General features: G+C 58.4%; 9 protein-coding genes and 1 pseudogene. 4 read left to right on the top strand and 6 right to left on the bottom strand.

The features are described 5' to 3' along the window. Positions 1 to 87 precede the first annotated feature (87 nt). Positions 88 to 1,305: an ABC transporter substrate-binding protein gene (locus ABI171_RS23290; RefSeq protein ID WP_348094929.1), complete on the bottom strand. Its 1,218-nt coding sequence runs from the start codon at positions 1,303 to 1,305 to the stop codon at positions 88 to 90. A gap of 602 nt (positions 1,306 to 1,907) precedes the next feature. Between ABI171_RS23290 and ABI171_RS23285 the strand changes: the two genes are divergently transcribed. From ABI171_RS23285 to ABI171_RS23270, 4 genes are all read left to right on the top strand, one after another. Further along, on the top strand, positions 1,908 to 3,173 hold the full coding sequence (locus tag ABI171_RS23285) for a dicarboxylate/amino acid:cation symporter (protein WP_348094928.1): 1,266 nt from the start codon (positions 1,908 to 1,910) through the stop codon (positions 3,171 to 3,173). Positions 3,174 to 3,316: 143 nt separating this feature from the next. Next, positions 3,317 to 3,763 (top strand): GNAT family N-acetyltransferase, encoded by a 447-nt coding sequence (locus ABI171_RS23280; RefSeq protein WP_348094927.1) that lies wholly within the window; start codon positions 3,317 to 3,319, stop codon positions 3,761 to 3,763. Positions 3,764 to 3,775: 12 nt separating this feature from the next. Then, positions 3,776 to 4,417, top strand: coding sequence for an FMN-binding negative transcriptional regulator (locus tag ABI171_RS23275; RefSeq protein WP_348094926.1), 642 nt, complete (start codon positions 3,776 to 3,778; stop codon positions 4,415 to 4,417). After that, a complete protein-coding gene (locus tag ABI171_RS23270; protein WP_348094925.1) occupies positions 4,407 to 5,747 on the top strand; it encodes a carbohydrate porin in 1,341 nt (446 codons plus the stop codon). Before ABI171_RS23275 ends, ABI171_RS23270 begins: the two co-directional genes overlap by 11 nt. Positions 5,748 to 5,813: 66 nt before the next feature. On the opposite strand, the gene ABI171_RS23265 is transcribed toward ABI171_RS23270, so the two are convergent. The 5 genes and pseudogenes from ABI171_RS23265 to ABI171_RS23245 all read right to left on the bottom strand — a co-directional run bounded on the left by ABI171_RS23265 (position 5,814) and on the right by ABI171_RS23245 (position 14,208). Next, positions 5,814 to 8,771 carry a GH92 family glycosyl hydrolase gene (locus ABI171_RS23265; protein ID WP_348094924.1) on the bottom strand — a complete coding sequence of 986 codons (2,958 nt, stop codon included), beginning with the start codon at positions 8,769 to 8,771 and terminating at the stop codon, positions 5,814 to 5,816. Between the two features lie 144 nt (positions 8,772 to 8,915). Next, positions 8,916 to 11,513: a GH92 family glycosyl hydrolase gene (locus ABI171_RS23260; protein WP_348094923.1), complete on the bottom strand. Its 2,598-nt coding sequence runs from the start codon at positions 11,511 to 11,513 to the stop codon at positions 8,916 to 8,918. Positions 11,514 to 11,676: 163 nt separating this feature from the next. Beyond that, a pseudogene (locus tag ABI171_RS23255) lies at positions 11,677 to 11,872 on the bottom strand (hypothetical protein); the annotation flags it as partial. Positions 11,873 to 11,988: 116 nt separating this feature from the next. Next, on the bottom strand, positions 11,989 to 13,215 hold the full coding sequence (locus ABI171_RS23250) for an AGE family epimerase/isomerase (protein WP_348094922.1): 1,227 nt from the start codon (positions 13,213 to 13,215) through the stop codon (positions 11,989 to 11,991). 12 nt (positions 13,216 to 13,227) lie between these two features. After that, complete coding sequence (locus ABI171_RS23245) at positions 13,228 to 14,208, bottom strand: LacI family DNA-binding transcriptional regulator (protein ID WP_348094921.1); 981 nt, start codon at positions 14,206 to 14,208, stop codon at positions 13,228 to 13,230. Positions 14,209 to 14,275 lie beyond the last annotated feature (67 nt).

The raw sequence follows: 14,275 nt of genomic DNA, 5'->3' as shown, positions 1-14,275 counted from the left end.
AATCCCATTCCGCCAGGCGGGCTGTTCATGGGAGACGGGACTCAGGCCAGGCGCTGGTAACGCTAACCGCCAGCGCCTGGCAATAGCTTACTGGGGCTTCTTGGTGCGTGCAATCGATCCGCTGCTGGCATCTTCCTTGTAGGCGTAAGCCACTTTGCCATTGCGGATCTCACCCATGACGATCATGTTGACGGCGATGGCTTCATGGTCGGTCGGCGAGAAGGGTTTGAAATAGCGTGAAACGACCGTGGAGGTAGTGTGCACCTGCAGGTTTTCCAGCGCATCCTTGATCTTGACGCCGTCGACCGAGTTGGCCTGGAATATCGCTAGCGTAATCAGGCGCAAGGCGTCATAGGTCTGCGCCGCAGCCACGGCGGATGGGATGTGGTTGGTCTTGTTCACATTGCGATAGGTCAGCGAGAACTGGTTGCTGACTGAACTCAGTTCGTTTTCGATGAAGGTCACCGAGCTGCGCACGCCTTCCGCGCTCGGGCCGGCCTTGTCGATAAAGGTTTGCTGCGACATGCCCCACGGTCCGACGATCGGTAATCTGAGTTTCAGTTTTTCTGCGCTTCTGACTACCATCGCACCTTCGGGAGCAAGGCAGTACATCACAATGGCTTGCGCGCCGTTGTCCCTGGCATGCTGCAACTGCGCCGTCATGTCCTGGTCGCCGACCTTGAAACTCTCCACCAGCACCGGCTTGATGTTGCGCCGGCCCAGCTCGGCCAGCATGCTTTGCTTGCCGAACTGGCCATAGGGGCTGTCGTCATGCAGCAGCGCGATCTTGTCGATCTTGCGGCGGTCGATCACATCGTTGAGGATCACGATCGGCTGCAGCGCGTCACTGGCGGCAGTGCGGAATATGTAGTTGGCTGGATAGGCCGGGGGCATGAAGGATTTGGTGATCGTGGCGCCGGTGGCGCCGGTGACGATCAAGGGGATCTTTGCATCTTCGAACAGCTTCGCCGCCGGCAGGGCGACGCCGGTATTGCCGAAACCGACGACGGCGACGACCTGGTCTTTTTCAATCATTTCCTTGGCCATGGCCGCGCCGACATCCGGCTTGGCATGATCGTCGCGCTCGACCAGTTCAATCTTGCGGCCAAGTACGCCGCCGACCTGGTTGATGTCGGCCAGGAAGACCCTGGCGCCGCCGATCATGCTTTGCCCCATGTCTTCCGAAGGGCCGGTGATAGGACCGATCACGCCGATTTTGATGGGGGGCAGTTCAGCGTATGCGGCAGTGCTGAGTCCTAATGTGGCGAGGCAAAAAATGACGCCGCTCATGCTACGGTTTTGCATTGCAATCTCCAGGATGAATCATTGTTATAGTTTCCGATGAGAAATATACATCAGAGAGATGCAAAACGCGGGTTTTTGATACTCCAAAATTAAAATACAACGGGGATGTGGACGCTAAAACTTGAAGGTAGTCCTTCCGGGCTGGGGAAAAACCGGCGGTGCGGCCCGCCTGTCTCATTTTTGCACCGGCAAGACAGCGCTCATAGCTAGGTGTGCCTGTTCAAGGTTTCCCTGCTCCCGGGGCCTTCATTTTTGGTTGATTGAGGCATGTTTTGTAAGGTAACATGCGAGCCTGTTTGCGCTTTGGCACAACGGCAGGGGTGGCATCAAACCTGCAGCCGACGCCAGGTTTCATAAGGCCCTCCGCCATGAGGGCTTTTTTATTTTGATTCGTAAGACATTGCCATTTACGCAAAATCCATGTTGCTATTTTCTGCGGATTCATTCTGCGATGTGGCACATGTCGACACAAAACAACACAGCCCGAACAAGCACAGATGACGAGGCGGCCAATCCTTTGCATGCCGGATCGGCTTAAGAGGTTTTTGTATGGTTAAGTATGATTAACGGCAGAGGCAGGATATGCACATGAAGAAGCGCACATGAAGAAAATTAAAGCAACGACTTGGATCATGGTCGGCATGGTTCTGGGCATAGTGGTCGGCTATATTTGCCACAACCTGGCGCCGGATGAAGCGGCGGCGAAAGAAATCGCCGGCTATTTCTCCATCATCACCGATGTGTTTTTGCGGCTGATCAAGATGATCATCGCACCATTGGTGTTCGGCACGCTGGTATCCGGCATTGCCGGCATGAAGGACAGCAGCTCGGTCGGGCGTATCGGCGTCCGGGCGCTGGGATGGTTCGTACTTGCCTCTTTGCTGTCGCTGGCGCTGGGCATGTTTTTCGTCAATGTACTCCAGGTCGGCCATGCGCTCAACCTGCCGTTGCCGGCCCTGGGCGCTGACACCAAGCTGAATACCAGCGGCTTCAACCTCAAGGATTTTATTTCGCACGTATTCCCGAGCAGTTTCGTGGACGCCATGGCGAAAAATGAAATCCTGCAGATCCTGGTGTTCTCGCTGTTTTTCGGGTTTGGCCTGGCCTCCATCAAAGGCGAGTCGGCAAAAGTGGTGACGGCGGCGGTAGACGGCCTGGTGCATGTCATGCTGAAGGTCACCGATTATGTGATGCGCTTCGCGCCGTTCGGCGTGTTTGCTTCCATCGCTGCCGTGATTACGGTCCAGGGTTTCGGCGTGCTGGCGACCTATGCCAAGTTCCTCGGCGGATTCTATGTCGGGTTGGCTACGCTGTGGGCCGTGCTGATCGCGATGGGTTACATCTTCCTGCGCGACGGGATCTTCATTTTACTGCGCTTGTTGAAAGAGCCGATCATGCTGGCATTTTCCACCGCCAGCAGCGAAGCCGCCTATCCGAAGACCATGGAGCAGCTGGAAAAATTCGGCGTCAACAACAAGATCACCGGCTTTGTGCTGCCGCTCGGTTATTCCTTCAATCTCGACGGTTCCATGATGTACCAGGCATTTGCGGCCCTGTTCGTGGCCCAGGCTTACAACATTGAAATGTCGTTTGCCCAGCAACTGACGATGTTGCTGGTGCTGATGGTGAGCAGCAAAGGCATGGCCGGCGTGCCGCGCGGTTCGCTGGTGGTGGTGGCCGCCATCCTGCCGATGTTCCATCTGCCGGAAGCCGGCATCCTGCTGATCATCGGCATCGACCAGTTCCTTGACATGGGCCGCACCGCCACCAATGTGATCGGCAACGGCATCGCCACTTCGGTGATCGCCAAATGGGAAGGCGAGCTGGATGAAGACGCGGGTCGCAAGGCGCTGGCAAGCAATGCATGAGAAATAAAGCTTGAGAAGAAAGCATTGAAGAGTCGTATTTGAGATACAGCGCCGCCAGGGCGCTGTTTTTCATTCGGGAGTATGCTAATTTAAAGGGCTGTGGTTTTCTGTAATGTAAATGACTTGAGCTGAAAGAGCCCCTGATGGAAGAACTGCGCATCACCACCGAACCGGCCGAGCTGGATATTCCATTGATTCATCGCTTCCTGTCTGAAGAATCGGCTTGGGCCCGCGGCATTCCGCTGGCGATCGTGGAAGAATCGATTCGCCATTCGCTGAATTTCGGCCTGTTTGCCGGCGCTCGGCAAGTGGCTTACGCGCGCGTTGTCACCGATTATTCGACGTTCGCTTACCTGGTCGATGTGTTTGTGCTGGCCGAACAGCGCGGCAAAGGCTACAGCGCCGAACTGATGACTGCCGTCATGGCGCATCCAAGGCTGCAGGGGTTGCGCCGCTTCATGCTGGCGACCAGTACCGCGCATGGCCTGTACGCGAAGTTCGGCTTTGCCACACCTGCCAGGCTGCAATCGCTGATGGAGCGCTTTACGCCTGACGCCTACGCCGCCAATTCAACTAACCTCACGCACTAGCCGCTACACGCCATGTACATTCCAAAACACTTTGACGAACCGAGAGTCGAGGTCCTGCACGATCTGATTCGTGCGCGGCCTTTGTCGACGCTGGTGACCCTGTCGCCAGACGGTCTCAACGCCAATCACATCCCTCTGTTACTGTCGGCCGAACCCGATCCGTTCGGCACTTTGCGCGGGCACGTCGCGCGCGCCAATCCGCTCTGGAAAGAGTTCACCAAAGAGGTAGAAGTGCTGGCGATATTCCAGGGCGCGGATGCCTACATCACGCCATCCTGGTACGCCACCAAGGCCGAGACCGGCAAAGTCGTGCCGACCTGGAACTACGCGGTGGCGCATGCCTACGGCACGCTGCGGCCTATTGATGATCCGGTCTGGTTGCGCACGCATCTTGAAATGCTCACAGCGCACAACGAAGCGTCGTTCGAGCAGCCCTGGCATGTATCCGATGCGCCGCGCGACTATACCGACAAACTGATCACCGCCATCGTCGGCATCGAAATCGTCATCACGCGCTTGGCGGGCAAATGGAAAGTCAGCCAGAACCAGCCTGAGAAAAATCAGGCTACCGTCGTCGAGGGTTTGCGGACGCGCGGCAGCCAGGAGTTCCCGGATATGGCGGCCTTGGTTGAAAGCCGCAAGAATGTCGATTAATACCGCGTTGCAACCGCATTTGCTATTGCCCTTACTGGCGGTGACGGCGTTGATGGCAGCGCCGGTTGGCGCGCATGCGGACGATACCCCGGAAGAAACCTGGGGCGTGCATGGCCAGGCCACCTATATCTGGCAAAAGAAACCATCATTCGACGCTGCCTATTCCGGCACAAACAGCCTGGGCACCGTAGCGGAAAAGGGTTATTCCTTCTCCGGCACCTTGTTCTTCGGCCTGCGCCCCTGGACCGGCGGCGAACTGTACTTCGATCCGGAAGTAGTGCAAGCCGTGCCGATGTCCGGCTTGACCGGCCTGGGCGGGATGATGGATTCAGAGCAGCAAAAGGGCAGCAGCCCCAACCCGGTTTTTTATCGGGCGCGATTGTTCCTGCGGCAAACATGGGGCTTCGGCGGCGACAAGCAGGCCATGGAGCCGGCGCCGAACCAGCTCGCCGGCATGGTCGACAGACGGCGTCTGGTGCTGACCCTGGGAAATCTCAGCATCATCGATATCTTCGACAGCAATGCCTATGCCCATGACGGCCGCACGCAGTTTCTTAACTGGGCTTTGTCGACGTATGGCGCCTACGATTATTCTGGCGATACCCGTGGCTATACCTGGGGTGGAGCGGCTGAATACTACTATGACGACTGGGTTGTGCGGGCCGGCAGATTCATGGTGCCGCTGGAGTCGAACGGCCAGCGCCTGGATACCAGCATCATGAAATACCATAGCGACCAGATCGAGCTTGAACACGATCATGTGATCGGGGACTTGCCCGGGAAAGTGCGCGTGCTGGCATTCCGCAACAAGGAAATCATGGGCAGCTTTTCCGACGCACTGGCTTATACCGCGCTCAACGGCAGCACGCCTGATGTGGCGCAGGTGCGCAAGGGCCGGATCAAGTACGGTTACGGCATCAACATCGAACAAAGCCTGAGCAGCGATATCGGCATCTTTGCGCGCGCCAGCCGCAATGATGGCAAGACCGAAACCTATTCATTCTCTGAAATAGAACGCTCCGTGAGTGCGGGGATATCAGTCAAGGGCGGCAGCTGGCATCGCGACAATGACACGGTCGGTTTCGCGCTGATACAAAACGGCTTGAGCAAAGCGCATCAAGAGTATCTGGCTGCGGGCGGGCTGGGGGTGTTTATCGGCGACGGGCAGTTGAACTACAGGCCGGAACGCATTCTGGAAGCCTATTACAGTTTCAGCCTGTCCAAAGCAGTCTCGGTGACGGCGGATTTGCAGCGGTTTTACAATCCTGCGTACAACGCCGATCGTGGGCCGGTAACAGTAGGCTCGTTACGGCTGCACGCGGAATTCTAGGACGGTAGCGCCAGTTGGAATTAATGCGCTTATGGATCGCATGGCGAACCATAAGCGCATTTCACATTACTTCAATTGCATCGCAAACACGTGCATCAACGCGCCGTTGTCGGTCTGGTACGGCAGGGTGATGCTCTTGACCTTGCGTTGTTTGTCGAGCGTGGCGTCCCAGTAATAGACGTAAGCCTTGGTGCTGTCGGTATTGCCGTTCTGGTCGACCCGGTGCGCGCTGGTCAGGGCGATCTTGTTGTAGCTGCCCACCGTGGCCGAGCCGCCGCCCAGGGTCCAGTCGTCGAAGCGCAAATCGAAACCGGCCTGGGTATTGTCGGTATAGATGACGGTCAGCTTGCCGGTAGGTGCGGCCGAGGCATTGGTCGAACTGCCCAGGATGGCGAGCGTACCGGCCGCCTGCGGCGTGGCAAGCGTAATGGTCTGCCCCTGGCTGACCATATTGTCCAACCCCGATTTGCCATCCGGCCAGGTGAACGAGATGCCATTGAAGCTGAAGCTGGCGCCCGGCGTTGCGCCGGCTGCGGCCAGCGCTGGCGAGGAATAGCTCCAGCCGCCCATGTCGTAGGTATAGCCTTCCAGGCCGCGCGTGGTTTGCTGGCCATCGGTGCCTATGCCGTGGTTGTTCAGCGCATCGGCCAGATTGGTAAAGCCATCCAGTCCGAAGGACGGCATCCTGGCTGCTGAATCCTGGCCCCATTGCGACTGGCTGGCGGCAAGCGTGAAATCCAGCTTCGCCTCATCCTTCAGATCCTTGAGCCATAGCCAAGGCATGTCGAGCGACTTGCCGTTCAACGCCACGGTCTGGATGTATGGCGAGTTGGTGGCTGCGCCGCTGGCCTTGATCACTAGCTTCTTGTTGCCGTCGGCCCAGTGGATGACTACCTTGTCGAACATCGGACTGCCGATGGTCAGGCCGCTGACTGCCTGTACTTCAGGATACAGGCCGATGGCAGCCCAGACGTACCAGGAGGAGACCGCACCCAGGTCATCATTGCCGGGCAAACCGCCGGGGCCATCCGAGAACACCGTGTTGACGACATCGCGCACCACTTTTTGCGTACGCCATGGAGCGCCGCTCCAGTTGTACAGCCACGGCGTGGCGAAGCTTGGTTCATTACCCATGTAGAAATTCGGCAGGTTCATGCCGGCGTTGAGATTCTGGAAGAAGGCGTCGAGGCGCGTAATGGCTGCCGCATTGCCGCCCACCAGATTGAACAAGCCGCGTGCATCGTAGGCGGACATCCAGGTATATTGTTCGGCATTGCCTTCCACCATATCGGCGTTCGGTTGCGGATTCAACAGCCAGGAGCCGTTGCGATAGCGTGGCAAGAGTTGTTTCTGGATCGGGTTGTACTGGTTTTTCCAGTTGGCGGAGCGGCTCAGGAACAGCTGGTAATTCATGTTGTCGCCGAGGGATTTAGCCAGTTGCGAAGTGGCGAAATCCGCAGTGCCGAATTCAAATGTCAATGAACCGGCCCACCAGCCGTTATCCATGTCGGCATAACCATGCACCAGGTAGTCGTTCATGCGGTCGACGCTGTCACGGACGTGATCGCCAGTACATTGCACATCGGCCTTGTTGCCCACCAGCGTCATGTAGCTCAATGCTTTCTTGGCGTCGAAATTGGTGGCGCCGAAGGCATAGCCGCCGCCGACGGTCGCTACTCCGGAGTCCCCCGGCATGATGCCGGCATCGACATTGATCGGCGCCCAGCGCGGGATGGCGCCGCACTGGTCGGCGTCGTTGACCAGCGATTGCAGCATGTCGCTGGTTTCCTTTGGAAACAGCATGCTGTTCAAGGGAATCAGGCTGCGGTAGATATCCCAGTTGGAGTAATTGACATACTGGGTGCGGCCGTCTTGTACCTTGTGCGTCTTCTGGTCGAAACCGAGATAGTCGCCGTTCACATCGCTATTGGTGTTCGGCGATAGCATCGAGTGATACAGCGCGGTGTAGAACTTGCGTTTTTCCGTATCGCTGCCGCCGCTGACCTGGATCGTCTTGAGACGTTTGTTCCAGGCATGCGAAGCGGCATTGCGCACTGCATTGAAATTCCAGTGCGGGCTTTCCTGCTCCAGATTCTTTTTGGCGTTGTCGCTGCTGACATAGGACAAGCCGATTTTCATCAGCACTGCCGGTTTTTTGCTGGCGTCGAAGGTGACGTTGGCTTTGCCATTGCTGATGGTGGCGGTGATGTCGCGGTCGAACTTGGCGTAAAAGTACAGGGTATAAGTACGCGCGCCACAGAAATTGCCGCCTACTGTGGAGCCGGACAAGGCATCCTTGCCTTCGGTCTTGATGACGCCGATGGTCGATGCAATGGTGTTGGTGCGGGTGGCGTCGAACACCAGGTAAGGCGTCTTGTTGGCGTTGGCGATGGCTGACTGGGCAGGGAAGGTAAAGCGGCCGAAGCCGGTTCTGGTGGTAGCCGTCAGCTCGGTGTTGATGCCATCGTTCAAAGTCACCTGGTAATAACCTGGTTTTGCCGTTTCGTTCTTGTGATCGAAATTCGGCTTGGCGTTGATGCCGACCGAGCTGGCATCGAAGGTCGGCATGATTGGCAATTCGCCCTGGTTGCCATCGCAACCGGAACCGCTCATTTGCGTCAACGGGAAACCTGTAATGGTGCTCTCCTTGTAGATGTAGCCCACCGGATGGTCCTGGCCGCCGTTGCTAGGCGTCATGGGCGTCCATTGCACCATGCCGAATGGCGTCGTGGCGCCGGGGAAGGTGCCGCCTCTGGCGCCGGCAGGCACCGGATCGGTGGCCGGCGCTGCCGAATCCGCAGTGCCGATGAAGGGATTGACATAGTCGGTCAGGGCCGTTTTGGTCAAGGTATCGCTGTCCGATTGCGAGTCAACGGGGTTTGCGGGATCCACCTTCTTTACCATGCTGTTGGCAGCGGCGGTAGCGCCGGCGCCGCCAACCGATGCCTGGTCAGAGCCGCCGCAACCGAACAGCGAGGCCATCGCAATACCGATCGCAAGATTTTTCTTCAAGTGCAGATTCATTGTTCCTCCAATAGCTATATTTTTGAAAGTCCAAATTTCTGGATGGTGCTGGCGTGTTTTGACAAAGACGAACGCAATCCGCGCCAGCAGCAGGCGAACGCCAGCGAACCGGCCGCATGGCCGATTCGCATTTCTTACATCAGGTCAGGGAGTCTGAGAGAAATTACCGCTGGCGCCCGATGGCGGCGTGCTTGCCTGTCCCCAAGTGGTCGGCTTGTCGGCGACGCTGAAGTCCAACGTGCCGCCGGCCTGTACTTGGCTCAGAGGCAGCCAGGTGCTGGGCCAATCCTTGCCATTCACCTTCAGGGCTTTGACAAACGCGGCGCTCTTGTCGCGCTTGATGACCAGCCGTTTGCCGTCGGCCAGCTGGATCGTGACGTTGGAGAATTGCGGCGTCGCCAGGGTTAGTCCGGGCACGCCCGGGATCATCGGATACAGTCCAAGCGATGCCCACACATACCAGCCTGAAGTTGCGCCGACGTCGTCATTGCCCGGCAAGCCTTCGGGTTTGTTGGAGAAAGTGGCTGCCATGATTTGCGGCAGCACGAACTGTGCGCGCGAAGGCGTGCCGGTCCAGTTATAGGCCCACGGTGAAGCGAAGCCGGGTTCATTGCCCATGTAGAAATCATTGGAGTTTTCACCACCGTTCAACCTGCCGGAATCGATGGCCAATCCCGATGGCGTGCCTGGCTTGGCGGTGATGGAAAACAAGGTATCCAATCGTGTTATCGCAGCAGCGTTGCCACCCAGCGCAGTGACGATCTTGCCGAGGTCGTGCGGAATCGCCCACAGATATTGCGCCGCCGTGCCTTCGTGGTAACCATCGTCTTGTGACGGCGTTGCCCAGTTGCCGGCCAGGTCCTTGACCGCCATGACCTTGGTGTCGGGCTTGAAAATATTTTTCCAGTTTTCACCGCGCAACAGCAGGGTGCTCGCATTTTTCTTGTCGTCGGCGCTGACGTTGCTTTGGTCCAGGTTGTCGATGAAGCGGCCGATGGCGAAATCGCGATTGGCGCCTTCGATGGTGATCGAGCCGGTATGAATGCCGCTGGCGTCGCTGCCTTCAGCGACATAACCCAGCTTCAGGTAATCCGGCATATTGCCTTGTGCGGTGCCCGCCACGTTTCTGCCAAAAGCTGGATTGCCATTGCATGCCGGCCATTGCGGCCAGTCTGGTGTAGGGCCGAACGCGGCGCGCCGCATATACGTCAGGGCGGTGGCGCTGTCGAACCTGGTGGCGCCGAAGGCTTGCAGGCTGGCCAGCAGCATCGGCGCATGGTCGCCTTCCATCGGTACATCATCGACATTGGCGTCAGCCCAGTGCGGGAAGGCGCCGCATTGTATGGCGTCGTTCACCAGCGATTGCGCCATGTCTGCCGCTTCGTCGCGGAACAGCCAGGCCTGCATGGCGCCGAGCGAGCGGTAGGTATCCCAGATGGAGAAGGTGGTGTAGTGGTTTCTGCGCACCAGCACACCATTCTTGTCCTTGTAGGTATCGGTCTGGTGACGCTGCTTGTCCAGGCCGATGTAGCTGCCGTCCACATCGCTGAACAAGGTCGGGCCGGACATGGCGTGGTAGAACGCTGTATAGAACTGTGTCAGGGAGTCATTGCTGGCGCCGGCTGCATCCACCTGGATAGTATTGAGGCGGGTGTTCCATGCGGCGTCCGCCTTGCTTTTTGTTTTATCGAAGTCAAAGCCGGTGTTTTCTTTTTTCAGGTTGCGCAGGGCATTGGCCGGGCTGACATAGGACAGGCCGATCTTGACCGCCGCGCTGCTGCCTGCGGATTTGGACAGATCGAAATTCAGGATCAAGGTGCCGGTATTGTTGATGAAGCGCGGCGCATTGGCATAGGCGGAGCCGGACTGGATGTAGAAATACACATCGTAGCTGCCGCCGCAATTGAACTTATTGGTGGTCTTGCCGTAGAAGCCGTTGGCATCGGCCGGATCTTGCCAGATCTGGGCGTTGACGCCAGTCATCGAGTTGTTCTGGGTCGCATCGATCACCAGGATCGCCTTGGTCTTGTCCGGATAGGTAAAGCGAGCAAAGCCGCTGCGGGCTGTCGCCGTCAATTCCGTGACGATGCCATCCTTGGTCTTGACCTTGTAATAGCCTGGCGTTGCGCTTTCATCCTTGTGATCGAAAGTGGTGGTGCTCTGGCGCATGACCAGGTTGCTGTTGCTGGTGAGCTGGCTGGTCAGCATGGTCGGCATGATCGGTAAGGTGCCGCCGCTGCGGCAGCCGGGGCCGCTGATGCGGGTCATGCTGAAATAATTGATCATGTTGCTGTCGTAGTTATAACCGGAGCCGCTGGAATAGTACTCATGATCGATGTCGGTATCCGGCCCGAACGACACCATGCCGAACGGCAGGGTTGCGGCCGGGCTGGTGTTGCCGGGATGGGTGCCGCCGGGTTGTTGCTTGGTGCCGAGAAACGGATTGATGTATTTGGTCAGCGCCAGTTCGGGCAGCGGCTTGAGCTGATTGGCGTCAACCTCGGTGACCGGTGGCGTGGTGCCGGTTCCTGGAACGCCAGGCAGACCGGCCGGCCCCGTTGCGCCGGCAGCACCAGGCTGGCCGGGAACGCCGTTAACACCGGCAGCCCCGGCGGCGCCATTTGCGCCGGATGCTCCGGCGCTTCCTGTCGCGCCATCCAGACCGTTTGAACCGTCGCCGCAGCCGAACAACATGGCGGCGAGAACACCAATAGCAAGCTTCCTGAATGACTGCGTATTCATCGTTCCTCCTTATAATCGTTACCTGCTTGTGCAAAGTAATCGGATACACCTACCCACTACGAATTACGTATGCAATTCGATGTTGTTCGTTGCCGGCGTTGCCAAATCGGAAAACTGATTGGCGACAGGGCGGGCCGGAACGGCGCCGCGTGCTAAGGGATCTTTAGTAGAGACATGTGGTCGATACGTTCGACGGGTTGTGAATCAGCAGCTGCTCCACTTCGTCCAGCATCGGCGCGTAAGCGCCTTGCCGGCGACAGGATGCAGCCGCCACTGCTACGGCAAAGTTGAGATGTTCTGCCCAGCTGCGGTGCGAATGGCGCATGAGACTGAATAGGCAAGCCGCTGATCGATGCGTCGCAGACGCCGCCGCCGGCTTGCGCCGCCCAATGCCGGTCATCGACGCGGATCAGGTCGGTGAGGATGTCGCCGGCGGAGACGAACTGCGGAGATCCTGTTTGCGGCATGAGATTCATCATTTCGGTTCAGCGGACAAGGCGCCCAGCACTTCATAGCAGGCGCCCATGGTGTGATAGTCGGTCTTGCCGGCCGGGCTCTTTTCGTCGCTGTACTTGCGGTTGTCGCGCGTCAGGATGCGGAACCAGGCGCCGTACTGATGATCGACAAAATGCCGCCAGCTGTATTGCCAGATATGGTCGTACCAGTCCCAGAAGCGGTTCTTGCCGGTGCGTTTGGCGAGCAGCGCGGCGGCGGCGAAACTCTCCGCCTGCACCCAGAAATACTTGTCCTGGTCGCAGATCACGCCGTCCGGCGCAAAGCCGTAGTAGATGCCGCCGCATTCCATGTCCCAGGCTGCATCGAGTCCGGCGTCGAACAGTTCGATCGCGCGCGGCAGCAGCCACTCCAGCGGGCGGTGCCGTTCCAGGATCAGCAGCAGCTTGGCCCACTCGGTATGATGGCCGGGCTGGAAGCCCCACGGACGGAAAATGTTGCTGCTGTCTTCCTTGTTGTAGTTCCAGTCGACCGACCAGTCGGGGTGATAGTGTTCCCAGATCAGGTTGTTGCTCAGCGCAGCCTGGCGCACGGTGATATGGCGCGCCACGGCTTCGGCGCGGTCCAGGAACAGCGTATCGCCGCTCGCTTCATAGGCCGCCAGCAAAGCTTCGGTCATGTGCATGTTGGCGTTCTGGCCGCGATACGACTGTACTTGCCAGTCGGCGCTGGCCTCGTCTGCATACAAGCCGGCATGCGGCTCCCAGAAGTGCTGCTCCAGCAAATCATAGGTCTCGTACAGCCATTTTTCCGCGCCGGATACCCCTGCCATCGCGGCATGTGCATAAGCCAGCAGCACAAACGCCAGGCCATAGCAATGTCGGGTCGGATCGGTGACCTGCTTGCGACCGTCTTTCCACGACAGAGTCCAGTCGTAGCCTTTCAGTTGCGGATCCCAATGCACGTCGCGCAGAAATTTCACGCCGTGGCTCACTGCATCCAGATAAGCTGGATCGCCGAACTGGCGGTAAGCCATCGCATAGTTGAAGATGAAGCGGGTGCTGCTGACCAGATGCCGGGTCTCGCTGTCGTAGACGCTGCCGTCGTCTTTGAAAAAATGATAGAAGCCACCCGAGGCGTCGATTGCCGCCGGATGATAGAAGTGCATGGTGTCGCGCACGTGTTGCAACAGGAACGAGGGATTGCGAAATTCGTCTTTTGGCATTGCGGTCAGTTCGAGCATGTTCATGGTGTGGTCGGCTCAGTTGCCAAGCGTGCTGGCGCGCTGGATCAAATCCACCGGCAGCGTCACTTCGGTTTGTGCCGGGGCGTCTTCCAGCAATAATTTGATGCCCATCCGTCCCAACGCCTCCTTATCGACACCAAGCGTGGTGAGCGGCGGCGTGGCGCTGGTGGCACCGTCGATATTGTCGAAGCCGACAATTGCAATATCCTCCGGAATCCGCAAGCCGCGCGCCTGGCAAACGCTCATGACGGTGAGCGCGGCGGCGTCGTTGTAGCAAAATATGGCGTCAGGCAGTTGGCCCGATTGCTGCAAGGTCTGGATCGCTGCAGCTGCCTGCAGATGCAGCTCCGGACCTGGCTGCAGGGTGATTTCCAGCCGCGGGTCGAACAGGCGGCCGGCCTCGAACAAGGCCTGGCGGTAGCCGAGCCCGCGTTGCGCAATACTGTAGTGGGACAGCGGACCGGAAATGAAGGCCAGCCGCTTGCGGCCGAGATCCATCAGATGGCGGGTCGCGGCCAGCGCGCCGCCGAGGTTATCAATATTGACCGAGCGGAAGCCGGGCGCCCACAAGTCGATCAGCACCACCGGCTTGCCGGTTTCCGTCAGCCATTCCAGCACTTCCGGTTCCATGAAGCCGGCCACCGCCAGCGCATCGGGCTCGTGCAGGCGGATCTGCTCCATCACATTGTCGGCAGGGCCGATCGACAGTACGGTCGGCACGATGCTGCGCTCGCGGCAGGCGGTTTCCACGCCGTGCAGCACATGCGAGAAAAACGGGCTGGCGACAAAATTATTATGCTGTCGATGCAGCAGGAAAGTCAGGCGGCGGATTTTTCCCTGACGCAGATTGGATTCGTTGTAGCCGAGCTGGCTCGCAATTTTTTGTACGTGGATGCGGGTCTGCTCGGTCAGCCCCGATTGCTTCTTCAAGGCGCGCGACACGGTGCCAATCGAGACGTTGGCAGCCAGGGCGATATCGCGAATCGTTGCTCTCATTCTCTCCTCCTTATTTGCATGCTGCCAGCGGCGCACGCATTGACTTGAGAGCTGGCTGACGACGCGG

This window comes from Collimonas sp. (assembly GCF_039923675.1).
Classification (GTDB): domain Bacteria; phylum Pseudomonadota; class Gammaproteobacteria; order Burkholderiales; family Burkholderiaceae_D; genus Collimonas.
This window is presented reverse-complemented; position numbering and strand designations above follow the sequence as displayed.

Coding starts and splice junctions, on each gene's coding strand:
- ABI171_RS23260 (WP_348094923.1), bottom strand. CDS start 11,513: ATGAATACGCAGTCATTCAGGAAGCTTGCTATTGGTGTTCTCGCCGCC.
- ABI171_RS23285 (WP_348094928.1), top strand. CDS start 1,908: ATGAAGAAAATTAAAGCAACGACTTGGATCATGGTCGGCATGGTTCTG.
- ABI171_RS23290 (WP_348094929.1), bottom strand. CDS start 1,305: ATGCAAAACCGTAGCATGAGCGGCGTCATTTTTTGCCTCGCCACATTA.
- ABI171_RS23280 (WP_348094927.1), top strand. CDS start 3,317: ATGGAAGAACTGCGCATCACCACCGAACCGGCCGAGCTGGATATTCCA.
- ABI171_RS23250 (WP_348094922.1), bottom strand. CDS start 13,215: ATGAACATGCTCGAACTGACCGCAATGCCAAAAGACGAATTTCGCAAT.
- ABI171_RS23265 (WP_348094924.1), bottom strand. CDS start 8,771: ATGAATCTGCACTTGAAGAAAAATCTTGCGATCGGTATTGCGATGGCC.
- ABI171_RS23245 (WP_348094921.1), bottom strand. CDS start 14,208: ATGAGAGCAACGATTCGCGATATCGCCCTGGCTGCCAACGTCTCGATT.
- ABI171_RS23270 (WP_348094925.1), top strand. CDS start 4,407: ATGTCGATTAATACCGCGTTGCAACCGCATTTGCTATTGCCCTTACTG.
- ABI171_RS23275 (WP_348094926.1), top strand. CDS start 3,776: ATGTACATTCCAAAACACTTTGACGAACCGAGAGTCGAGGTCCTGCAC.